This window comes from Mycobacterium sp. E1386 (genome assembly GCF_001672745.1).
In the GTDB taxonomy this organism is placed as follows: Bacteria; Actinomycetota; Actinomycetes; order Mycobacteriales; family Mycobacteriaceae; genus Mycobacterium.
The window spans coordinates 1-21,826 of the sequence record NZ_LZKH01000239.1 but is presented as its reverse complement, the minus strand read 5'-3'; the positions used below and the strand labels follow the sequence as shown (position 1 = coordinate 21,826).

At 69.7% G+C, this 21,826-nt stretch carries 19 protein-coding genes and 1 pseudogene; 10 read left to right on the top strand and 10 right to left on the bottom strand.

Annotated features, from left to right (window positions below; all coding sequences use genetic code 11):
• Window positions 1–87 precede the first annotated feature (87 nt).
• A complete protein-coding gene (locus tag A5709_RS24680; protein WP_068123228.1) occupies window positions 88–702 on the top strand; it encodes an arsinothricin resistance N-acetyltransferase ArsN1 family B in 615 nt (204 codons plus the stop codon).
• Entirely contained in the window at window positions 699–1,484 is a 786-nt protein-coding gene (locus A5709_RS24675) for a DUF6065 family protein (RefSeq protein WP_068123213.1), read from the top strand. Before A5709_RS24680 ends, A5709_RS24675 begins: the two co-directional genes overlap by 4 nt.
• Window positions 1,485–1,486: 2 nt before the next feature.
• Here the strand turns inward: A5709_RS24675 and A5709_RS24670 are convergent, their stop codons facing one another.
• Together A5709_RS24670 and A5709_RS24665 are read right to left on the bottom strand one after the other, a co-directional pair.
• Window positions 1,487–2,932, bottom strand: a complete 1,446-nt coding sequence (locus A5709_RS24670) for an FAD-dependent oxidoreductase (protein ID WP_068123210.1) — start codon at window positions 2,930–2,932, stop codon at window positions 1,487–1,489.
• Window positions 2,929–3,336 (bottom strand): hypothetical protein, encoded by a 408-nt coding sequence (locus tag A5709_RS24665; protein ID WP_068123208.1) that lies wholly within the window; start codon window positions 3,334–3,336, stop codon window positions 2,929–2,931. Before A5709_RS24665 ends, A5709_RS24670 begins: the two co-directional genes overlap by 4 nt.
• Before the next feature lie 94 nt (window positions 3,337–3,430).
• On the opposite strand from A5709_RS24665, the gene A5709_RS24660 reads away from it, so the two are divergent.
• Genes A5709_RS24660 through ilvA form a run of 3 tightly spaced genes read left to right on the top strand, consistent with a single transcriptional unit; the run spans window position 3,431 to window position 5,773 of the window.
• A complete protein-coding gene (locus tag A5709_RS24660) occupies window positions 3,431–4,003 on the top strand; it encodes a TetR family transcriptional regulator (RefSeq protein WP_068123204.1) in 573 nt (190 codons plus the stop codon).
• A 10-nt stretch (window positions 4,004–4,013) separates the two neighbouring features.
• Window positions 4,014–4,451 (top strand): nitroreductase family deazaflavin-dependent oxidoreductase, encoded by a 438-nt coding sequence (locus tag A5709_RS24655; protein ID WP_067948048.1) that lies wholly within the window; start codon window positions 4,014–4,016, stop codon window positions 4,449–4,451.
• Between the two features lie 38 nt (window positions 4,452–4,489).
• Window positions 4,490–5,773, top strand: a complete 1,284-nt coding sequence (gene ilvA, locus A5709_RS24650) for a threonine ammonia-lyase (protein ID WP_067948050.1) — start codon at window positions 4,490–4,492, stop codon at window positions 5,771–5,773.
• On the opposite strand, the gene A5709_RS24645 is transcribed toward ilvA, so the two are convergent.
• Entirely contained in the window at window positions 5,770–6,420 is a 651-nt protein-coding gene (locus A5709_RS24645) for a pyridoxamine 5'-phosphate oxidase family protein (RefSeq protein WP_068123201.1), read from the bottom strand. The two genes, ilvA and A5709_RS24645, sit on opposite strands and share 4 nt — an antisense overlap.
• Before the next feature lie 35 nt (window positions 6,421–6,455).
• Here A5709_RS24645 and A5709_RS24640 point away from each other — a divergent pair, with 35 nt between their 5' ends.
• Window positions 6,456–7,784: an aminotransferase class I/II-fold pyridoxal phosphate-dependent enzyme gene (locus A5709_RS24640; RefSeq protein WP_068123198.1), complete on the top strand. Its 1,329-nt coding sequence runs from the start codon at window positions 6,456–6,458 to the stop codon at window positions 7,782–7,784.
• A gap of 7 nt (window positions 7,785–7,791) precedes the next feature.
• Here the strand turns inward: A5709_RS24640 and A5709_RS28250 are convergent, their stop codons facing one another.
• From A5709_RS28250 to A5709_RS24610, 7 genes and pseudogenes are all read right to left on the bottom strand, one after another.
• Window positions 7,792–7,944 carry a hypothetical protein gene (locus tag A5709_RS28250; protein WP_156768147.1) on the bottom strand — a complete coding sequence of 51 codons (153 nt, stop codon included), beginning with the start codon at window positions 7,942–7,944 and terminating at the stop codon, window positions 7,792–7,794.
• Window positions 7,945–7,995: 51 nt separating this feature from the next.
• Window positions 7,996–9,738, bottom strand: coding sequence for a malto-oligosyltrehalose trehalohydrolase (treZ, locus tag A5709_RS24635; protein WP_068123194.1), 1,743 nt, complete (start codon window positions 9,736–9,738; stop codon window positions 7,996–7,998).
• Window positions 9,731–12,031, bottom strand: coding sequence for a malto-oligosyltrehalose synthase (gene treY, locus A5709_RS24630; protein ID WP_068123192.1), 2,301 nt, complete (start codon window positions 12,029–12,031; stop codon window positions 9,731–9,733). Before treY ends, treZ begins: the two co-directional genes overlap by 8 nt.
• Window positions 12,032–12,034: 3 nt before the next feature.
• Entirely contained in the window at window positions 12,035–14,233 is a 2,199-nt protein-coding gene (gene glgX / locus A5709_RS24625) for a glycogen debranching protein GlgX (protein ID WP_068123188.1), read from the bottom strand.
• 39 nt (window positions 14,234–14,272) lie between these two features.
• Window positions 14,273–16,429, bottom strand: a complete 2,157-nt coding sequence (locus A5709_RS24620) for an acyltransferase family protein (protein WP_068123186.1) — start codon at window positions 16,427–16,429, stop codon at window positions 14,273–14,275.
• A 364-nt stretch (window positions 16,430–16,793) separates the two neighbouring features.
• A pseudogene (gene ripD / locus A5709_RS24615) lies at window positions 16,794–17,450 on the bottom strand (NlpC/P60 family peptidoglycan-binding protein RipD); the annotation flags it as partial.
• A gap of 325 nt (window positions 17,451–17,775) precedes the next feature.
• Entirely contained in the window at window positions 17,776–18,228 is a 453-nt protein-coding gene (locus tag A5709_RS24610) for a hypothetical protein (protein ID WP_067948065.1), read from the bottom strand.
• Between the two features lie 62 nt (window positions 18,229–18,290).
• Between A5709_RS24610 and A5709_RS24605 the strand changes: the two genes are divergently transcribed.
• The 4 genes from A5709_RS24605 to A5709_RS24590 all read left to right on the top strand — a co-directional run.
• Window positions 18,291–19,595, top strand: coding sequence for an adenosylmethionine--8-amino-7-oxononanoate transaminase (locus A5709_RS24605; RefSeq protein ID WP_068123180.1), 1,305 nt, complete (start codon window positions 18,291–18,293; stop codon window positions 19,593–19,595).
• Between the two features lie 6 nt (window positions 19,596–19,601).
• The gene (locus tag A5709_RS24600) at window positions 19,602–20,786 is read left to right on the top strand and encodes an 8-amino-7-oxononanoate synthase (RefSeq protein WP_068123177.1); all 1,185 of its coding nucleotides are present in this window, start codon (window positions 19,602–19,604) and stop codon (window positions 20,784–20,786) included.
• A complete protein-coding gene (gene bioD, locus A5709_RS24595; RefSeq protein ID WP_068123174.1) occupies window positions 20,783–21,463 on the top strand; it encodes a dethiobiotin synthase in 681 nt (226 codons plus the stop codon). Before A5709_RS24600 ends, bioD begins: the two co-directional genes overlap by 4 nt.
• Window positions 21,463–21,826 (top strand): hypothetical protein (locus A5709_RS24590; RefSeq protein ID WP_068123171.1); only part of this gene is annotated, 364 nt, incomplete at its 3' end. The genes bioD and A5709_RS24590, both read left to right, overlap by 1 nt.

Genomic DNA, 21,826 nt, shown 5'->3' with positions numbered 1-21,826 from the left:
CCGCCGGTGGCTGCCCGCCGCGAGGCGGAACCCTACCCACCGCAGGTTCGGCGAGAAGGTGATGGGCAAGCTCTTCCCATGATCCGAATGGCAACGCCGGACGATGCGGTCGCTATCGCCGACATTTATGCGCCTCGCGTGCTCGACTCCGCCATCTCGTTCGAGGCGGTGCCGCCGACGGCCCAGGAGATGCGATCCAGGTTGGCCGCCACGCTGACCCACCTGCCCTGGCTGGTCGTAACCGACGGCGACGCCGTCAGGGGGTACGCCTACGCGAGTCCCCATGGGGAACGCGCCGCCTACCGCTGGTCTGTGGATGTGTCTATCTACCTGGAAACATCGCTTCGCGGCCAGGGACGTGGCCGCCGCGTCTATACCGCATTACTCAAACTGCTTGCCGCGCAAGGATATATCAATGCCTACGCCGCCATTGCGCTGCCCAATCCCGCAAGCGTGCGCCTGCATGAGGCGACGGGGTTCTCGCGCGTCGGCGTGTTCGGCGGTGTGGGCTACAAGAACGGAGTGTGGTGGGACGTCGGCTGGTGGCACCGCCCACTGGGTGACCGGCCCGCCCGGCCCAGCGACCCGCTGCCATGGTCCGACCTACCGGCTCGCACACTTGAGTCTGCGCTCGGAGGTCACACTGGAGAGCAGCATCGAACGGACCACGCCTGGCCACCCACCGAATCGAGGAGTCGATGAGTGACAAACCCGGCGGGCCGACCCGCCCGCTGATCGCGTTCACCACTCAGGACAACGCGCCGCCCATCACACCGGCCCCCATCAGCCGGCCGTGGATGTCGCAGATGCGCAACGGCTGGCCGAACAGGTGCCTGCCGATACTGATCGCCAACCAGAGCGGCTGGGAGCTGCGCAACCGGTCCGCCTTCACCGCGACGTGGATGGGCGGGGATGACAGCATGGGTGTGATCATCGCCCCGGACCGGCGCGACCCCGGTCAGCTCCTGCCGTTCAGCCACTTCGGTTACGGCATCCTGACCTGGCACCTGCCGATGTTGTTCCGCACCCCGCCGGGCTACAACCTGTTGGTCCGGGGTCCGGCGAACTATCCCAAGGACGCCGTCTCGCCGCTGGAGGGAATCGTCGAAACGGACTGGGCCACATCGAGTTTCAGCATGAGCTGGCAGATCACCCGCAAGATGATGCCGGTGCGCTTCGAGGTCGACGAGCCGATCTGCATGATCGTCCCGCAAAGGCGGGCCGAGCTGGAAGAGTTCGCCCCGGAAATCAGGCCGATCGAGTCCGACGACGAGGTTCGCCGCAAGCACGAGTTCTTCCTGCGTTCACGCAACGAGCTGGGCCGGGCGCAGGCGGCGACGAATACCGCCCTGGGTGAGAAGGTGCCGTGGCAAGGCGACTACACGCGGGGCAGGCACTCCGACGGCGAGGCCGGGGCCCCCGATCACCAGACGCGCATCCATCTGCGCCCGTTCGCCGAGTCACCGGGCGACAAACAGCAATAGGCTCACCCCGCGTGCGTCGCGGTCAGCTCCGGGATTCGCGTCGGCGCCTGGGCCGATGATCCCGCCCAGGCGATGTATCCGTCGGGGCGCACCAGTACGGCAGGCCCGCGGTCGGTCCGCTCCGCCTGCAGCATCCCGGGCGCATCAACCGGTGGGGCGCCGTGTTCGCGCACGAGGACAAAACCTCCGGTGCGCTGCAGTTCGGTCAACCGTCCCTCGGCGAGCGAAATCGCGGTGGCGCGGGTGCCGACCAGACCGCGGCGGCCGTAGCGCAGCGTCGTGCCCGCGAAACTGCCCGCCGCCAGGTCCCGCACCGCGGGGATGCGAAGCAGCCTGGGTGCCAACAGGTTCCGCATCCACCGCGCAGGCCGCGGATGCAGCGTGGCGGCGCGGGCGATCAGCCCGGACTGCATCACAACGCGCTTGCCGATCGGGTGGCGTTCGTCGTGGTAGCTGTCCAGCAGCCGGTCGTCGGCGCCGCCGAGCACCGCGTCGATCTTCCACGCCAGGTTGGCGGCGTCCTGGATCCCGGTGTTCATGCCTTGGCCGCCCATGGGGGAGTGCACGTGCGCGGCGTCGCCGGCCAAGAACACCCGCCCGTGCCGGTACCGCTCGACTTGCCTTTCGTCGCAATGGAATCGGGACTTCCAGCTGACCTCGACCACACCGTAGTCGGTGCCCATGCCGCGGGCCAGGACGTCGACGACCTCGGCGTCCTCGACCGGTTCGCTGTCGGGGAGCTGATGATCGCGGTCCCACACCATGGCGCGATACCACGAGCCGTCCGGGTCCTGGTGGTTGTAGGGAGCCAGGAATGCGAGGACATCTCCGGGCGCCCCGACCGTCAGGCCCCCGCCGGCCGGTCCGTGGGTCAGCTTGACGTCGGCCAGCACGATCGACGTCAGCACCGTCTTGCCGGGGAATCCGGCGCCCACCAACCGTCGAACGGTGCTGTGCGCGCCGTCGGCGCCGATCACGTACCGCGACCGCCACGTCTGCCGGTGCGCGGGATCCTCGTCGTCCTTGGGACGGGCGGTGACCGTCACCCCGTCGGCGTCCTGCTCAAGCGCGATCACCTCCATGCCGCGCCGGATCTCGGCGCCCTGGGCCTGCGCGTAGCGGCGCAGCGCGGCATCGACGTTGGTCTGCGGGGTGACCAAGACGAACGAGTAGGGCGAGTCGAGATGGGTGAGGTCGATCTGCGCGCCGGCGAACAGCCGCACGCGCGGCGCCCGGTGCCCGAGGGCCAGCAGGTCGTCGGCCAGTCCGCGCGCGTCGAGCAGTTCCAGCGTGCGCGCCATGGTGGCGAACGCGCGGCTCGACGGGTTCTCCGTCGGCCAGCGTTCCAGCACCGTGACCGACCGGCCGGCGCGAGCCAGGTCGCCCGCGGCGGTCAGGCCGGTGGGACCCGCCCCCACCACCAGGACGTCGACGTCGTGGGCCGTCATCGCGCTGCTCCTTCCGGCTGCGGGTACCAGCGCCGGATGTCGCCGGGGGTGGACTGCGCCGCGCGGTTGAACACGAAGCGGCAGCCCGGCTGGGTGACGTGCGCGGCGTTGACGATCGACTCGAACAGCAGGGTGTTGCTGGCGGCCAGGCGAATGCCGGCGCCGATCAACACCGCGTCATAGCGCTTGGCTTCCAGCCAGCGGCGGGCCTTGCCGGCGCCAGCGGCGCCGAAGGCGATCAGGCAGTTGTCGACCTCGTATCCGGCCGCGCGCAGCCCCGCGACGTTGTCGTCGTTGGCGGCGCGCAGCGACTCCCTGGACAGCCCTGCGAACTGCGCGAAGTCCGGTGACGAGTAGTCGATCACGTCAGGATCGAGCCCGATCTGGATGACTGTCACGGTCATGGTCCGACCTCCTCGGCATGAGTTCAACAATTGTTGAACTCAACGCTAGGCCCACGCTCTGGCCGTGTCAACAGTTGTTGAATACAATCCGCTCATGCCAGCGAAAGCCCGCGACGGGAAGGTCACCCGCGCCACGATCCTGCGCGCCGCGCGCGCCCAGTTCTCCACCCAGGGCTTCGAACGGACCACCATCCGCTCGATCGCGTCGGAGGCCGGCGTGGATCCCGCGTTGGTCATGCACTACTTCGGCAGCAAGGCGGACCTGTTCGCCGCCGTGTCGCGGCTCGAGGTCAGCTTCCCGGATCTCTCCGGCGTCGCCCCCGAGCAGCTCGCGGACGTGCTGGTGCCGCTGTTCGTCCAGGTATGGGACCCGAACGGTTCCTTCCTGCCGCTGCTGCGCGCGGCCGCGACCAATCGCACGGCCGCAGACACGCTCCTGGCGGTTTTCGTCGAGCAGGTAGCCCCGGCCCTGGCGACCGTCACCCCCGACCGCGCCGTCGAGCGGGCCGCACTGGTGGGCTCCCAGGTCCTGGGCATCGCGATGGCCCGCTATGTGGTCGGGGTGCCGGCGCTGGCCGGAATGGACGACGCGACGCTCACCGAATGGGTGCGCCCGGTGCTCGCGCGCTATCTGACGGGCCCGGCACCCCCGGGGCCGTCGGCATAGAGTTGGTGCCATGCCACTTTCAGGGGAGTACGCACCGAGCCCATGGGATTGGGCCCGCGAACAGGCCGAGAAGTACGAGCAGTCGGGCGGGACCGAAGCCACCGACATGAAGGGGAAACCCATCATCGTGCTGACCACGGTCGGGGCCAAGACGGGAAAGCTGCGCAAGACGCCGCTGATGCGGGTCGAGCACGACGGTGAGTACGCGATCGTCGCCTCCCTTGGCGGAGCCCCGAAGCACCCCGTCTGGTACCACAACGTCGTCAAAAACCCCCGGGTCGAGCTGCAGGACGGCGGCACCACCCGCGAATACGACGCTCGCGAGGTGTTCGGCGACGAGAAGGCCCTCTGGTGGGAGCGTGCCGTCGAGGCCTGGCCGGACTACGCCGAATACCAGAAGAAAACGGACCGCCAGATCCCGGTATTCGTGCTGAGCCCGGTCGGCTGAATTCCGGACTTGGTCGGCTGCCATGGCACCATTGAGCAGTGTCCGCCGAACTGAGCCATCACCCGAGCGTCGCGCCGCTTTCCGCGGCTGACATCGACGGCGCGGCGAAGCGGATCGCCTCGGTGGTCACGCCGACCCCGCTGCAGTACAGCGACCGGTTGTCGGCGATCACCGGCGCGAACGTCTACCTCAAGCGCGAAGACCTGCAGGTGGTGCGCTCCTACAAGCTGCGCGGGGCCTACAACCTGCTGGTGCAGTTGTCCGACGAGGAGCTGGCCGCGGGCGTGGTGTGCTCGTCGGCGGGCAATCACGCGCAGGGCTTCGCCTACGCGTGCCGGACGCTGGGGGTGCACGGCCGCGTCTACGTGCCCGCCAAGACTCCCCAGCAGAAGCGGGACCGCATCCGCTACCACGGCGGCGACTTCATCGAACTGATCGTGGGCGGAACGACGTACGACCTGGCCGCCGAGGCCGCGCTGGCCGACGTCGAACGCACCGGCGCCACGCTGGTGCCGCCCTATGACGACCCGCGCACCATGGCCGGTCAGGGCACCATCGCCGTCGAGCTGCTGGATCAACTGGATGACGAGCCGGACCTGGTGGTCGTCCCCGTGGGCGGCGGCGGCTGCATCGCCGGCATCACCACCTACCTCGCCGAGCGGACGACGAACACATCGGTGCTTGGCGTCGAACCGGCCGGGGCCGCGGCGATGATGGCCGCGCTGGCCGCCGGCGCACCCGTGACACTGGACCACGTCGACCAGTTCGTCGACGGCGCGGCGGTGCGCCGCGCGGGCACGCTGACCTACGCCGCGCTGGCCGCCGCCGGCGACATGGTGTCGATCACCACGATCGACGAGGGAGCGGTGTGCACCGCGATGCTGGACCTCTATCAGAACGAGGGCATCATCGCCGAGCCGGCGGGCGCGCTGTCGGTCGCGGGACTGCTGGAGGCCGACGTCGAGCCCGGGTCCGCGGTGGTGTGCCTCATCTCGGGCGGCAACAACGACGTTTCCCGCTACGGCGAGGTGCTGGAACGATCGCTGGTCCACCTCGGCCTCAAGCACTATTTCCTGGTGGACTTCCCGCAGGAACCCGGAGCCCTGCGCCGGTTCCTCGACGAGGTGCTGGGACCCGACGACGACATCACCCTGTTCGAGTACATCAAGCGCAACAACCGCGAGACCGGCGAGGCGCTGGTGGGCATCCAGTTGGCCTCGTCGGCCGATCTGGACGGCCTGCTGGCACGGATCCGGGCGACGGAGCTGCACGTCGAACGCCTGGAGCCCGGCTCGCCGGCCTACCGCTACCTGCTGTTCTAAGCCAGATATCCCGGCAAGGGCGTGGCTGGATCCAGATCCGCGGCCGGCACCGGCGCGCCGGCCGTCACGCTCAGCGGCACCACGCCCGCCCAGTGCGGCAGCGCGCAATCCTCCGGATCGTCAACCGGCGCACCGGTCCGCACCTTGGCCGATACCTCCACGAGGTCGAGGGCGAGAACCCCGGTGGCGGCCAGTTCGCGCGCGTTCGGGGCGCGGCAGTCGGCGGCGCGGCCGGGCGCGACGTGATCCAGCAGGCCGGCGAGCGCCCGCAGTTGCTCCGTCTCGTCGTCGACGACGCGCGCGGTGCCCAGCACCATCACCGACCGGAAGTTCACCGAATGGTGCATCGCCGCACGGGCCAGCACCAGCCCGTCGACCAGCGTTACGGTGACGCACACCGGCAGGCCGGACGGCGTCGCGCGGGCGGCCAGCAGGGGACCGCTGCCGGTAGAACCGTGCAGGTAGAGGGTCTCGCCCAGGCGGACGTGGGTGGTGGGCAGCACCACCGGCCGGCCGGCGCTGAGGTAGCCCAGGTGGCAGATGAGCGCCTCGTCCAGGATCTGGTGGACGGACTCGCGGTCATAGCGCGCTCGCTCCCGGTATCGGGTGGGCGTGGTGCGCGGCGTCGGCTCGTATCCGGTTTGCATGGCGGTCGCCTTTGTTCTAGTACATAATGATTAGTGTGCCAGTACAAAGCAGCATAACCGGGACGGGTGCGGAGTCCATAGCCGCCAGCATCGAAGCCGCCATCTCGGCGGGCGCGCTGGCGCCCGGGGATGCGCTGCCGCCCGTGCGCGACTTGGCCGCCCGGCTCGGCGTGAACGCCAATACCGCCGCCGCTGCCTACCGCCTGCTGCGTCATCGCGGGGCCGTGGAAACCGCCGGCCGGCGCGGCACGCGGGTGCGGCACCGCCCGGCGACTACCCCCCGATCCCTCCTCGCGCTCGACGTCCCCGCCGGCGTGCGCGACCTGTCGACCGGCAACCCGGACCCGGCCCTGCTGCCCCTTGCGGGCGCCACGCTGCCCAACCCGATTGCCGGCCGTCCGGTGCTGTACGGCGAGCCCGCGATCTCGGCGGCCCTGGCGGAGTTCGCGCGGGCGGCGCTCTCCGCCGACGGCGTGCCGTCCGATCACCTCGCGGTGACCAGCGGTGCGCTCGATGGGATCGAGCGCGTCCTGACCGCGCATCTGCGCCCCGGTGACCGGGTCGCGGTGGAGGACCCGGGCTGGGCCAACCTGCTCGATCTGCTTGCCGCGCTGGGCCTTTCGGCCGAGCCGGTCCGGGTCGACGACGAGGGGCCGCTGCCCGACGACCTGGCGCTGGCCCTGGACCGCGGGTCACGCGGCTTGATCGTCACCAATCGCGCCCAAAACCCGACGGGTGCGGCGCTATCCGCCGATCGCGCCGACGCGTTACGGCCCCTGTTGGCGCAGCGGGCCGGGGATCTGCTGCTCGTCGAAGACGATCACTGCGCGGGCATCTCCGGCGCGCCGCTGCGCACGTTGGCCGGCGTGACCGAGCATTGGGCGTTCGTGCGATCCACGTCCAAGGCCTACGGACCCGACCTGCGGGTGGCCGTCCTCGCGGGTGACCATCGCACGGTCGAGCGCGTGCACGGCCGACTGCGGCTCGGCGCGGGCTGGGTGAGCCACCTGCTGCAGGACCTGGCCGTCAGCCTGTGGTCGGACCCGGTGGCCGCGCGCCTGGTCGGCGCGGCCGAGCGGCAATACGCCGACACCCGCCGCGCGCTCTGCGCCGCCCTGACCGAGCGCGACGTCGCCGCCCACGCGCGCTCCGGCCTCAACGTATGGATTCCCGTGCCCGATGAGACGGTCACCATCACCCGGCTGCTCCGCGCGGGCTGGGCCGCGGCGCCGGGCACGCGGTTCCGGATCCGCACGCCGGCGGGCATCCGGGTCACCATCGCCGACGTCCGCGCCGACGAGATCGGCCCCCTGGCGGACGCGATCGCGCAGGCCGTGCACGGCTCGGGCCGCCCCAGCGTCTAGCCGGGCGTCAACGCCCCTCGCCGCCAACGCAGCCCAGGCCCGGGCCCGTCCACAACAGCGCCACGCTGGGCTCCGGCGGGGTCTCGTTGACCACGACGAGGGGAGCCGGCAACGGCTTCTTCTTCCTGAGCAAGCCGATCCACCTTAGGAATTGATTCATGGGCGAATCATCGGCGGTGACGCGGCCGGCCGCGTACCGTCATCCACAGGCCTACGCCCGCTCGCGCACCGCCAGGATGGCGAACGAATGGCCTTCCAGCACCGTGCTGTCGGCATCGACTGCGGGATCACCCCAGGCCAGGACCACGTCCCCGGCGACGGGCACCTTCGTCGCCCCGGCGCCGAGGTTGCACACGATGCGCAGCCGGCCGCGCGACACGCTGATCCAGCGTTGCTCCTCGTCGTAGTCGACCGCGAGATGCTCCAGCCAGGGGTCGGCCAGGTTGGGGTCGCTGTGCCGCAACGCGATCAGGTCGCGGTAGAGCCGGTGCAATCGGCCGTGTTCGCCGGTGTCGACCTCGTCCCAGTCGAGTTTCGAGCGCTGGAAGGTCTGCGGGTCTTGCGGGTCGGGGATTTCGTCGGCGTCCCAGCCGTGTTCGGCGAACTCCGCCTTGCGCCCTTCCGCGGTGGCCTTGGCCAGCTCCGGCTCGGGATGCGAGCTGAAGAACTGGAACGGGGTAGACGCCGCATACTCCTCGCCCATGAAAAGCATTGCGGTGAAGGGTGTCGCGAGCACGAGCGCCGCCTTGATCGCCAGCTGGCCGCCGGTCAGGTTCTGCGACGGGCGGTCCCCGAGGGCCCGGTTGCCCACCTGGTCGTGGGTGCAGGTGTACGCGACCAGCCGGGTGGCGGGGATCCCCGACTCCGCCGTGGTGTCCAGCGGCCGACCGTGCCGGCGGTGCCGGAACGACGAATACGTGGCGGCGTGAAAGTAGCCGTGCCGCAACGTCTGTGCCAGCGTGGCCAACGACCCGAAGTCCGCGTAGTAACCCTGGCGTTCACCGGACACCGCGGTGTGGATGGCGTGGTGGATGTCGTCGGCCCACTGCGCCGTCAGCCCGTAGCCGCCGCGGTCGCGCGGGGTGATCAACCGCGGGTCGTTGAGGTCGCTCTCGGCGATCAGCGACAGCGGGCGGCCCAATTGCTCTGCCAGCCAATCCGTTTCGGTTGCGAGCTCCTCGAGGATGTGGATCGCGGTGGTGTCCACCAGCGCGTGCACGGCGTCCAGGCGCAGGCCGTCGGCGTGGAAGTCGCGCATCCAGCGCAGCGCGCACCCGATGATGTAGCGGCGCACCTCGTCGGAGTCGGCGTCGGCGATGTTGATGCCTTCGCCCCACGGGTTGCTCGCCGACGACAGGTAGGGGCCGAACTTCGGCAGGTAATTGCCCGACGGGCCCAGGTGGTTGAACACCGCGTCGATGAGCACCCCCAGGCCGCGCGCGTGGCAGGCGTCGACGAACCGGACCAAACCGTCGGGGCCGCCGTAGGGCTCGTGCACGCTGTACCAGAGCACGCCGTCGTATCCCCAGCCGTGCGTTCCCGCAAAGGAATTCACCGGCATCAGTTCGACGAAGTCGACGCCGAGGTCCACCAGGTAGTCGAGCTTCTCGATGGCCGAGACGAAGGTGCCGGCGCCGGTGAAGGTGCCCAGGTGCATCTCGTAGATCACCGCACCCTCGACCGGCCGGCCCTGCCAGTCGCCGTCGGTCCATTGTGCGGCGGCCGGGTCCCACAGCTGCGAGCGGGCGTGCACGCCGTCGGGCTGCCGGGGCGAGCGCGGGTCGGGCAGCACGGTGGGATCGTCGTCGAGCAGGAACCCGTAGCGGGCGTCGGGCGCCGCGTCGACTTCCGCGTGCCACCAGCCGTCATCCGCGCGCGTCATCGCGTGCACCCGGCCATCGACGTCGAGCCGGACCAGCTCCGGTTTGGGTGCCCAGACCCGGAATTCAGTCATTGTGGCGCTCCAGCAAGACGACGGGCAGGTCGGCGAACAACTGGGCCGCCGAGGTAGGCCCGTCCGCGATGGCCCCGGTGAGTGCGTCCTTCCACGTCCCTTCGGGCAGCGGCAGCACCGTGTTGCCCCAGCCCGTCTCGGTCAGCCGCACGGTCCAGCGGGTGACCGCCACCAGGACGTCCTCGCCCCGGCGGAACGCCAGCACATGCTCGGCGGCGTCGCCGCTGGCCAGCACTGGGATGTAGTTGCCGCCCAGGAAGGTGTCCGGATGGGAGCGTCGCACCCGAAGCGCCGTCGTGACGACCCGAATCTTGGGATGTTCCAACGCCTTCAGGGCCGCCCGCCGGGCGGTGTAGTCGACGGCCCTGCGGTTGTCCGGGTCGACGAGGCTGTCGTCCCAGAGTTCGGTGCCCTGGTAGACGTCCGGTATCCCGGGCACGGTCAGCGCCAGCAGCTTCTGGCCCAGCGCGTCGCTGGCGGCGTGCGGGTTGAGCTGGTTGACCAGTTTGGTCAGCTGGCCGGCCACCGGACCGTCGAACACGGTGTCCAGCCACCGGTGCACCGCGTCCTCGAACTCGGCGTCCGGATCGTTCCACGAGGTATGCCAGGCCGCCTCCCGGATGGCCTTTTCGGCGTAGCCGTGCAAGCGGTCGCGCAGCTCCGGGCTGACCTCGCCACTGACCGGCCAGACGCCGAAGATGTTCTGCCACAGGAATTGGCCGGTCGCCGGATCGGGGGACGGCGCGTCCGCCTCCCAGCGGGCGACGAACTCGGCCCACAGCGACGGGACCTGCGACAGCACCCCGATCCGGGCCCGGACATCCTCGCCCCGTTTGGTGTCGTGGGTGGTCAGCGTCGTCATCGTCTGCGGCCACAGGCGGGCCCGGTCGGCGGAGCTCTGGTGGAACTCCGCCGCGCCGACACCGAAACGATGCGGTTCGCCACCCACCTCGTTGAGCGAAACCAGTCGGGCGTCCCGGTAGAAGTAGCAGTCCTCGCTTGCCTTGGCGGTGACGGCGCCGCAGAGCTGTTGCAGGCGGGTGACCGGTTCCCCGCCGTGGGCCAGCGCCGCGGCGAGCACCTGCAGCGCGGGTGCCAATTCTGGTGCCTGCGACTGGGTTTCGGCCAGCGCCGTGGGCATGATCGCCGACAGGCTCGGGTAGTCGCAGCGGTAGACGCCGATATGGGTGAGCAGCGCGGCGATCGCTTCGGGCAGTTGCGGATGATCGGCGCCGGCCGCCGCCACGATGCTGCGGCGCAGCCTTCGCAGCTCGCTTGCCAGCGTGTCGGTGGCCGCGCGGACCTTGAGTTCCGCCAACATCTCCGGCGCCGCCCCGTAGTCCACCCCGGCCGACTCGACCAATTCGGTCAGGGCCGGGGCGCCATTCGGGTCGATGAAGACGCCGCCGATCTCCCGCAGCACGTCGTAGCCGGTGGTGCCGCCGATCGGCAGAGTGGGTTCCAGCGCCTCGTCGACCGCGAGGATCTTCTCGATCACGATCCACGTCCGCGGTCCGACCGATTCGCGCAGCCACGCCAAATAGCCGCAGGGGTCCGACAATCCGTCGGGGTGGTCGATGCGCAGGCCGTCGACGAGTCCCTCGGCGGCCCACCGGGCCACCTCGGCGTGGGTGGCGTCGAACACGGCCCGGTCTTCCTGGCGCAGCCCGGCCAACGAGGTGATCGAGAAGAAACGCCGGTAGCCGCAGACGCCGTTGCGCCAGCCCACCAGCCGGTAGTGCTGGCGGTCGTGCACCTCGGGACCGGTGCCCTCGCCGGTACCGGGCGCGACGGGCAGCGCCAGGTCACCCAACCGGAGCAGGTCCCCGTCGACCTTGAGGTCGGCCGCGTCGTCGTCGGAACCCAGGATGGGCAGCACGATCCGGCCGTCCTCGTCGAGGTCCCAGTCGATGTCGAAATACGTTGCGTAGTCCGAGGAACGGCCGTGCCGCAGGACGTCCCACCACCACGCGTTCTGTTGGGGCTGGTCGATTCCCACGTGATTGGGCACGATGTCGACGATCAGGCCGAGGCCGCGCTCTCGCGCCGCCGCGGACAGCCGCGCCAGCCCGTCGCGCCCGCCGAGTTCGGGGGAGACCGTGGTCGGGTCGGTGACGTCGTAGCCGTGGTTCGACCCGGTGGCCGCGGTCATGATCGGCGACAGGTAGAGGTGCGAAACCCCGAGTTCGTCCAGGTAGTCCAGTAGGTTTTCCGCGTCGGCGAAGGTGAACGCGAACCCGCTGGCCTCACCACGCAGCTGCAGCCGGTAAGTCGAGAGAATAGGAAAGGCCATGCGTCACATGGTCTTACGTAATACCAGAAGCGAACGTCCGGGCAGCGAGACTTTCTCCTCGGCATGCACCAGCTGGTCGGCGTCACCCGACGGATGGTTGGTGTCCAGTTCCACGGTCCACTCCTGGGCATAGTCGTCGTTCGGCATCACGAACTCCACGGGTTCGTCGCCGGCGTTGAAGCACAACAGGAATGAGTCATCGACGACTCGTTCGCCGCGTGCGTTGGGTGCGGTGATGGCCTCGCCGTTGAGGAACACCGCCACACATTTGTGAATGCTCTCGCCCCAGTCCTCATGCGTCATCTCGCGGCTGCTCGGATTCAGCCAGGCGATATCGCGGACCTCCTCGCCGCTTCGGATCGGCTCGCCCTCGAAGAACCGGCGGCGGCGGAACACCGGATGGTTCTTGCGCAGCGTGGTCACCTTGCGTGCGAACGCCAGCAGGTCCGAATTCTTGTCGACCAATGACCAATCCATCCAAGACAATTCGGAGTCCTGGCAGTACACGTTGTTGTTGCCGTTCTGGGTGCGGCCCAGCTCGTCGCCGTGCGCGATCATCGGCGTGCCCTGGCTGAGCATCAGCGTCGCCCAGAAGTTGCGCATCTGGCGGCAGCGCAGCGCCGTGATGTCCGGGTCGTCGGTGGGTCCCTCGACGCCGCAGTTCCACGAGCGGTTGTGGCTTTCGCCGTCGCGGTTGTCTTCGCCGTTGGCCAGGTTGTGCTTTTCGTTGTAGGACACCAGGTCGTTGAGCGTGAACCCGTCGTGGGCGGTGACGAAGTTGATGCTGGCGCTGGGGCGCCGGCCGGTCGCCTCATACAGGTCCGACGACCCGGTCAGCCGGGACGCGAACTCGCCAAGGGTTGCGGGCTCGCCCCGCCAGTAGTCACGCACAGTATCGCGATACTTCCCGTTCCACTCCGTCCACAAACCCGGGAAATTTCCCACCTGATAGCCGCCCTCGCCGACGTCCCACGGTTCGGCGATCAATTTGACCTGGCTGACGATCGGATCCTGCTGCACCAAATCGAAGAACGCGCTCAATCGGTCGACGTCATGCAGCTCGCGTGCGAGTGTGGCGGCCAGATCGAAGCGGAAGCCGTCGACGTGCATCTCGGTCACCCAGTAGCGCAGCGAATCCATGATCAGTTGCAGCACGTGCGGGTGGCGCGGGTTGAGGCTGTTGCCGGTGCCGGTGTAGTCCTTGTACAACCGCAGGTCCGTGTCCATCAGCCGGTAATACGCCGCGTTGTCGATGCCACGGAAGTTGATGGTCGGCCCCAGGTGGTTGCCCTCGGCGGTGTGGTTGTACACCACGTCGAGGATGACCTCGATGCCCGCTTCGTGGAAGCTGCGCACCATGGACTTGAACTCCGCGACGCTGGAGTTGCGGTTGGACGCGTACTGGTTGTGCGGCGCGAAATACCCGAAAGTGTTGTAGCCCCAGTAGTTTCGCAATCCCATGTCCAGCAGCCGCGAGTCGTGCATGAACTGATGCACCGGCATGAGCTCGAGCGCGGTGACGTTGAGCGACTTGAGGTGATCGATCACCGCGGGGTGGGCCAGGCCGGCGTAGGTGCCGCGGAGTTCCTCTGGGATGCCCGGGTGGGTCTGCGTCATCCCCTTCACGTGCGCCTCGTAGATCACCGTTTCGTGGTAGGGGGTGAGCGGCGCGCGGTCGGAACCCCAGTCGAAGAAGGGGTTGCTCACCACGCTGGTCATGGTGTGGCCCAGCGAGTCGACCATCGGGGGAGTCCCCGGGTCGGCGTTGTCGGCATTGGGGTCGTCGAGGCGGACCGCGTTCAGGTCGTAGGAGAACAGCGCCTGCCCGAAGGTGAAGTCGCCGTGGAAGGCCTTGCCGTACGGGTCGAGCAGCAGCTTGCTCGGGTCGCACCGATGGCCGGCCGACGGGTCGAAGGGCCCGTACACCCGGAAGCCGTAGCGCTGGCCGGGGGTGATGTTCGGCAGGTAGGCGTGCCAGACGAAGCTGTCAACCTCATCGAGGGGGATCCGCGACTCCGCTCCGGCGTGGTCGATCAGACACAACTCGACCCGCTCGGCTACCTCAGAGAACAACGAGAAGTTGGTCCCCGCGCCGTCATAGGAAGCTCCGAGCGGATAGGGGGTCCCCGGCCACACGGTGGCCAGTTTCGGCTGTTGATTACCAGTAACGCCTGTTTCTGAAGCGTATTTGTCGGTCGGCACCTTAATGACCTTATCCGCGCTCGGCGGCGCGGGGGCGCGTCACCACCAACCGGTGTTGGCCGCGATCTGGCGGCCCAATTCCCCTGTCATGGTTCGCACGTAAGTGGGGGTGAGGTGGTGGGCACCGTGGTAGATCAGCACGTTTCCCTCGACCGGGCGGCAGACGTCGGCACGGCAGATCGCGTCGGACATGTCGAGCACCTTCAGCAGCGGGAACTGGGTGACGAAGTCGAGGGTCTGATTACGGTCGGACAACACGTCGGAACGTTTTATCGCGCACGCCTGGGGGCTGCCGCCCTTTTTGGCGAGGCAATCCGCCGGGTCGAACGGCTGGCCGTTCTTCACCAACCACGGGGTGTCCCGCATGCCGAGGATCGGAATGTTGTTGTCGGAGAACCTCTGCCAGATCCCGATGTAGGTCGCCGGCATCACGTCGCCGGGCTTGATGTTCCACGGCCGGGTGGTCGTGGTGAACACGTAGTCGGGATGGTCGGCGATCACCTTGGTCATCGTCTGTTCCACCCACTCCCGGCACTGCGGGTAGGCGGCGTTGTTGCCCATGATCAACGGGACTTCCTCGGTGGACAACGGGCAGCCCATCTTGAGATAGGTCACCACCTTGAAGTGGTGCATCTGGCCGAGCAGGCTCAGCGCCGGCAGCCAGTGTTCGGCGTGGGACCCACCCGCGAGCGCGATGGTGCGGTCGGCGGCCACGTCGCCGTAGGTGCAAACGACCACGGCCGGGTTGACGAAGTCGCTGATGCAGCCGTCGCGGGTGGATGACGGCAGGTCTTCCTTGACCTCCAGCACGCTGGGCCGCATCGGCAACGCGGGCACCCGCACGCGCTCGGTCAGGGCGCGCGCCCCCGGATAGTCCTGCGGGTTGAGCACGCTGAGCTCCTTGCCCGCGGCGCGCAGGACCGTGACGTGCTGGCGCCACGTGAACGACGTCGCGGTCAGCGTCACACCGAGGAGCACGATCGCGGTTCCCAGCGCCATCGTGGGCCTGGGCAGGCGTGCGAGCCACGGGGGCGTGGGCGCCGGTGACTTCCCGGAGGCGCGGTAGCGCAGGGGGTCCTCGACGAGCCGGGTGGTCAGGTAGGCGAGCAGGCCCGATACCAGCAGCACGGCCGAGCCTTCGACGAAGTTGGCGTGCCGGTGCCCGGTGAAGGACAGCCAGAAGATCAGCAGCGGCCAATGCCACAGGTAGAGCGAATACGCCATCGCGCCCAGCGCGACCAGCGGCCCGGCCGCCAGCAAACGATTCGGCAGTGGCAGCCGGTCCCTGGCGGCGGGATCACGCTGCAGGTTCGCCCCGGCCAGGATCATCAGCATGGTGGCCCCGACGGGCACCAGGGCCCATGGGCCGGGAAACTCCTGCACGCCGTCGATCAGGGCACCGCAGGACACGATCGCGGCCAGCGCGACGGTGGCCAACACCGTCCGCAACCACATCGGCCAGCGGATGGCCGGCACCACGGCGCCGACCAGCGCCCCGAGTAACAACTCCCAGGCGCGCGCGAAGCTGTTGTAGTAGGCGGCGGCCTGGTCGCCCTGATGCGCCACGATCGCGTAGACGAACGACGCCGCCGTGAGCGCCGTCAGCAACACCAGGAACAGGGTGCGCAAGTGGGCGCCCAACGGGCGCCGGAATAGGTACGCGCAGCCGGCGATCAACAGCAGGAAGCCGACGTAGAACTGGCCCTGCACCGACATGGACCAGATGTGCTGCAGGGGGCTGACGGCCTCGCCGGCGCGCAGGTAGTCCGACGCGGTGTTGGCCAACTCCCAGTTCTGGTAGTAGCCGAGGCTGGCGAGGCTTTGGTCGGCGAAGGTCTCCCAGCGGGTCTCCGGTTGCACGAGGATGGTCAGCACCGCACACCCGGCCAGCACCACGACCAGCGCGGGGACCAGGCGGCGGACCAGCCGGATCACCTCGGCAACCGGCGACAGGGTGACGGCCGGATTCAGTGCCGCGCGAATGACCTTGCCGCCGAAGAAGAATCCGGACAGCGCCAAGAACACATCGACCCCGCCCGAGACGCGGCCGAACCAGACATGGAACACCGCGACCAGCGCGATCGCGATGCCCCGCAACCCGTCGAGGTCGTAGCGGTAGAACCCCGCATTCCGCGTTCCCGTAGCGACCGGTTCCTCGGTCGCGATCGGCAGGGGAGCAGGGGACAGGGTCGACATGATCGACCGCTAATTTACCGAAAACCGCCACCCGCTCCCGTTTAGGAGCAGGTGGCGGTGTCCGACAGGTCCCGAAGCGCCCGGAAAATTACCGGGCGGTGCCGGGGGCCGCGGGCAGGAACGGTGATTGCTGGGGCGGCAACAGCTGCACCGGGGCCTGCTGCGGCGGAATCAGCTGCGTCGGCAGCTGCGGCAGCGGGGCCTGCGGGGCCCGTTGCGCCGGGAGTTGCTGCAGCGGTGCTTGCTGGACGGGGGCTAGCGCGGACTGCTGCTGCAGCGGCGCTTGCTGCACCGGTGCCGGTTGCACGGGCGCCGGTTGCACCGGTGCCGGCTGGGCCGGAGCCTGCGGCAGCGGTGCCTGCTGTTGGGCGGGCACTTGCTGCACCGGCGCTTGCTGCAATGGGGCTTGCTGCGTCGGCGCTTGCTGCGCGGGCAGTTGCTGCAGCGGGGGCTGCTGCAGCGGGGCCTGCTGCGCCGGCGTCTGCGTCGGCACCTGCTGCGGCAGTTGCTGGGCCGGTGCCGGCTGGACCCCGAGGACCCGGACCAGGTAGGGAGCCATGCCGTTGGCGCGCACCGGCGAAACCTGGACGACGTCGCCCACTTCGAGCATCTGGTTGTTCCCCAGGTACATCGCGACGCTCTGCGTGCCTTCCGGCCCGTAGAAGATCAGGTCACCCTTTTGCGCCTGCTGCGGCAGCACCTTCTGACCGACCTTGTACATCGCCCCGGACGAACGCGGCAGCTTGATGCCCGCGCCGGCGTAGGCGTACTGCATCAGGCCCGAGGCGTCGAACCCGACGGTGTTGATACCGGAACCGGTGCCGCGGGTGGGACCGTTGATGCCCCCGCCGGCCCAGGAAAACGGCACGCCGCGCTGCGACAACCCGCGCGCGATCACCACGTCGGTCGCCTGCTGGTAGTCCATCGGCCGGATACCCGGGTCGGCGGATGCGACCGCGGGGGCGACCAGCGGGGCCGCCAGCATCGCCAGACCGATCGCGAAGGCGTAGATGCGTTTCATTGTTCTTGGCCTCTCAGGCGCTCAGTGGCCTCCGCGCGGTGACTTCACGCGTCCGCCGCCGATCCATGCCCTGGGCGAGGACCCCCACGTTGGGGCCGGCGCCGCTGCATGACACTTGCGGATGTGACAGCGGGCACGACGCCCCTGATTTCACATCAGTCACTGAAACCACTCTGACAACAGAAGGTGGTAGCCGCCAGGCTCCGGCGGGATTTTTTGTCGTACCGTGACCGGACGGTGACTGCGCGACACGAATCCCGTATGCGCAGTTGTGATTTCGGTCTCAGTCGGACCTATGGGTGGACCAACCGCGGCGGCGGTAGGCCTAGAGCCAATAGCGTTCGCTGAAGGTGGTCAGCAGGGAGCCGACGACCGAGCTGACCATGACCAGCGTGAGGGCCAGAACCGGCCAGAAGGACATGTACCAGCCCTTCAGCATGGAAACGAGGGGGCCGACGACCGCGGCGGCGATCGCCGCGCCGATGCCGCCCCACACCACCGGGCGGATGTAGTAGTCGATCCCGAACGGCACCGGCCCGCAGGTCTCGTCCGCGCACACGTGCTCGAGGAAGCCGAACAGGCGGTCCGGCCACGTCGTCGCGGTGGCCAGGATGACGAGCACCGCCAACAGCGCGATCGTGGAAACGACGTCCCACGGGGCCAGCCGCACGCGAATGACCCGCGGCGCTTCGTCGTCGTAATCGACCACCGGGGAATTGGTTTTCGCGGTCTCGGACGCGCCCGCGGCGGGTTTGCCGGGCGAATGCGGCGTAGCCATCGGATCCCATGCTCCCCGATGGGCGGACTTTGTGCGACTCGGCTGCTTTACCCTCGATCACTATGCCTGCGGCGACGGCCGGGTTGACGCCCGAGCAGATCAGCGCGATCGACGCCGCGCATCTGTGGCACCCGTACAGCACGATCGGCGGCGAGGCCGTCGCGCCGGTGGTGGCCGTCGCGGCCCGCGGCGCCTGGCTGACCCTGATCCGCGACGGCCGGCCGATCCAGGCGCTCGACGCGATGAGCTCCTGGTGGACCGCGATCCACGGGCACGGCCACCCCGTGCTGGACGAGGCGCTGACCAGGCAGTTGGGTGTGATGAACCATGTCATGTTCGGCGGGCTCACCCACGAGCCGGCCGCCCGGCTGGCGCAGCTGCTGGTGGACATCACCCCGGCGGGGCTGGACACCGTTTTCTTCAGCGACTCGGGCTCGGTGTCGGTCGAGGTAGCGGTCAAGATGGCGCTGCAGTACTGGCGCAGCCGTGACCGGCCCGGCAAGCACCGGCTGATGACGTGGCGGGGCGGCTACCACGGGGACACCTTCACGCCGATGAGCGTCTGCGACCCCGACGGCGGCATGCACTCGCTGTGGACCGACATCCTGGCCCGCCAGGTGTTCGCCCCGCAGGTGCCGCGCGACTACGACCCCGGCTACAGCGCGGCGTTCGAGCAGCAACTCAGCAGGCACGCCGGTGAACTGGCCGCCGTCATCGTCGAACCGGTGGTGCAGGGCGCGGGCGGGATGCGCTTCCACGACCCCCGCTACCTGCGCGACCTGCGCGAGGCGTGCCGGCGGCACGACGTGCTGCTGATCTTCGACGAGATCGCCACCGGCTTCGGCCGCACGGGCGAGCTGTTCGCGGCCGACCACGCGGGGGTGAGCCCCGACATCATGTGCGTCGGCAAGGCGATGACCGGCGGATACCTCAGCATGGCCGCCACCCTGTGCACCACCGAGATCGCGCACACCATCAGCACCGGCGAGGCCGGCGCGCTCATGCACGGCCCCACCTTCATGGCCAATCCGCTGGCCTGCGCGGTGTCGGTGGCCAGCGTCGAGCTGCTGCTCGGCCAGGACTGGCGCGAGCGGGTCGCCGAGATCTCCGCCGGCCTGGCGGCCGGGCTCGAACCCGCCCGGGCGCTGCCCGGCGTGACCGACGTGCGGGTGCGCGGCGCGATCGGCGTCATCGAATGCGAACGCCCGGTCGACCTGGCCGTCGCCACCCCGGCGGCCATGGATCGCGGCGTCTGGCTGCGCCCGTTCCGCAACCTCGTCTACGCGATGCCGCCCTACATCTGCTCGGACGGCGAGGTCGCCCAGATCACCTCGGCGATGGTCGAGGTCGCGCGCCTCGTAGGCTGAAGGCCCATGAACGCCTTCCCGCGGGCACCGATCGAGACTCCCCCGCAAGCGGGTGATACCCCCACGCCGCTGGCCTGGCTGGAGGCGGTGGAAAGTCAGCGCCGCGAGGCCGGGCTGCGCCGGTCGTTGCGGCCGCGGCCGGCCGTCGCCACCGAGCTGGACTTGGCGTCCAACGACTACCTGGGGCTGTCCCAGCACCCCGACGTCATCGAGGGCGGCGTCGCGGCGCTGCGCATGTGGGGCGCCGGCTCCACCGGTTCCCGCCTGGTCACCGGCGACACCGAACTGCACCAGCAGTTCGAGTCCGAGCTCGCCGAATACGTCGGCGCCGCATCGGGATTGCTGTTCTCGTCCGGATACGCGGCCAACCTGGGCGCGGTCGTCGGCCTGTCGGGCCGGGGCGCGCTGCTGGTGTCCGACGAGCTTTCGCACGCCTCCCTGGTCGACGCCTGCCGGCTGTCGCGGTCCCGGGTGGCGATCACGCCGCACCGCGACGTCGATGCCGTGGACGCAGCCCTCGCCGGGCGCGACGAGGAGCGTGCCGTCGTCATCACCGAGTCGGTGTTCAGCGCCGACGGCGCCCTGGCGCCGCTGCGGGAGCTGCACGAGGTCTGTCGCCGGCACCGCGCGCTGCTGATCGTCGACGAGGCCCACGGCCTCGGCGTGCGCGGGGGCGGGCGCGGGCTGCTGTACGAGCTCGGGCTGGCGGGCGCCCCCGACGTGGTGCTGACCACGACGCTGTCCAAGGCGCTGGGCAGTCAGGGCGGAGTGGTGCTCGGGCCGGCGGCGGTGCGGGCCCACCTGATCGACGCGGCCCGGACGTTCATCTTCGACACCGGCCTGGCGCCCGCGGCGGTGGGCGCCGCGTGGGCGGCGCTGACCGTGCTGCGGGCCGAACCGTGGCGGCCCGAGGCGGTTTTGCGGCATGCCCGCATGCTGGCCGAGGTGTGCGACGTGCCCGAGATCCCGCAGTCGGCGGTGGTGTCGGTGATCCTGGGGGACCCGGAGGTGGCCCTGGCCGCCGCGACCGCCTGCCTGGACGCCGGCGTGAAGGTGGGCTGCTTCCGGCCCCCGACCGTGCCGGCCGGGACCTCCCGGCTGCGGCTCACCGCCCGCGCGTCGCTGGATGCGGCCGAACTCGACATCGCCCGGCGGGTGCTCACCGACGTGCTTGCTGTGACGCGCCCTTGACCGTCCTGGTCGTCACGGGGACGGGAACCGGGGTCGGCAAGACCGTCGTCACCGCCGCGCTGGCCTGTCACGCCCGTCAGGCCGGCATCGACGTCGCGGTGTGCAAACCGGTCCAGACCGGCACCGACACCGGCGACGACGACCTGGCCGAGGTCGCCCGGCTGTCCGGCGCGACCGAGTTGGCCGGGCTGGCCCGCTACCCGCAACCGCTGGCGCCGGCCGCCGCGGCCGAGTTGGCCGGCGCGGCGCTGCCCACCGGTGAACAGGTGCTGCGGCTCATCGCCGGCCTGGACCGACCGGGGCGGCTGACGCTGGTCGAAGGGGCCGGCGGGCTGCTCGTCGAGCTCGCCGCCGAAGGCTTCACCCTGCGCGATCTGGCCGTCGAGCGGGGCGCCGCGGCACTGGTCGCGGTGACCGCCGAACTGGGCACCCTCAACCACACCGCGCTGACGCTGGAATCGCTTGCCGCCCATGATGTTTCGTGCGCCGGCCTGGTCATCGGCAGCTGGCCGGTGCACCCCGGGCTGGTGGAGACCTCGAACCGCTCCGCGCTGGGCCGGCTGGCCCCGGTGCGGGCCGCGCTGCCCGCGGGGGCCGGATCGATGGACGCCGCGCAGTTCGCGGCCATGAGCGCCGCGGCGTTCGACCGCGACTGGGTCGCCACGCTGGTCCGCTGATGGTGCATTCCATCGAGCTGCTCTTCGACGGCGAGACCGAGGCGACGATCCGTGGGCTCTGGGACGCGCTGGCGTGCGCGGGAATTCCCAGTCAGGCACCGGCCGGGCGGCCGCACGTCACGCTCGCGGTGGCCGACCGCATCGCCGAGGATGCCGACGCCGCGCTCCGGCCGCTGACCGGCCGGCTGCCGCTGGGCTGTGCCGTCGGCCCGTCGCTGCTGCTCGGGCGGTCCAACGCGATCCTGGCCCGCATCATCGTGCCGACGGCGGAGTTGCTGGATTTCCACGCGCAGGTGCACCGGTTGTGCGGCGAGCTCCTGGCGCCCGCGCCGGCCCCCACCAGCCTGCCCGGTCACTGGACGC

Coding starts and splice junctions, on each gene's coding strand:
- A5709_RS24680 (WP_068123228.1), top strand. CDS start 88: ATGGCAACGCCGGACGATGCGGTCGCTATCGCCGACATTTATGCGCCT.
- A5709_RS24675 (WP_068123213.1), top strand. CDS start 699: ATGAGTGACAAACCCGGCGGGCCGACCCGCCCGCTGATCGCGTTCACC.
- A5709_RS24670 (WP_068123210.1), bottom strand. CDS start 2,932: ATGACGGCCCACGACGTCGACGTCCTGGTGGTGGGGGCGGGTCCCACC.
- A5709_RS24665 (WP_068123208.1), bottom strand. CDS start 3,336: ATGACCGTGACAGTCATCCAGATCGGGCTCGATCCTGACGTGATCGAC.
- A5709_RS24660 (WP_068123204.1), top strand. CDS start 3,431: ATGCCAGCGAAAGCCCGCGACGGGAAGGTCACCCGCGCCACGATCCTG.
- A5709_RS24655 (WP_067948048.1), top strand. CDS start 4,014: ATGCCACTTTCAGGGGAGTACGCACCGAGCCCATGGGATTGGGCCCGC.
- A5709_RS24645 (WP_068123201.1), bottom strand. CDS start 6,420: ATGCAAACCGGATACGAGCCGACGCCGCGCACCACGCCCACCCGATAC.
- A5709_RS28250 (WP_156768147.1), bottom strand. CDS start 7,944: ATGAATCAATTCCTAAGGTGGATCGGCTTGCTCAGGAAGAAGAAGCCG.
- treZ (WP_068123194.1), bottom strand. CDS start 9,738: ATGACTGAATTCCGGGTCTGGGCACCCAAACCGGAGCTGGTCCGGCTC.
- treY (WP_068123192.1), bottom strand. CDS start 12,031: ATGGCCTTTCCTATTCTCTCGACTTACCGGCTGCAGCTGCGTGGTGAG.
- A5709_RS24620 (WP_068123186.1), bottom strand. CDS start 16,429: ATGTCGACCCTGTCCCCTGCTCCCCTGCCGATCGCGACCGAGGAACCG.
- A5709_RS24610 (WP_067948065.1), bottom strand. CDS start 18,228: ATGGCTACGCCGCATTCGCCCGGCAAACCCGCCGCGGGCGCGTCCGAG.
- A5709_RS24605 (WP_068123180.1), top strand. CDS start 18,291: ATGCCTGCGGCGACGGCCGGGTTGACGCCCGAGCAGATCAGCGCGATC.
- A5709_RS24600 (WP_068123177.1), top strand. CDS start 19,602: ATGAACGCCTTCCCGCGGGCACCGATCGAGACTCCCCCGCAAGCGGGT.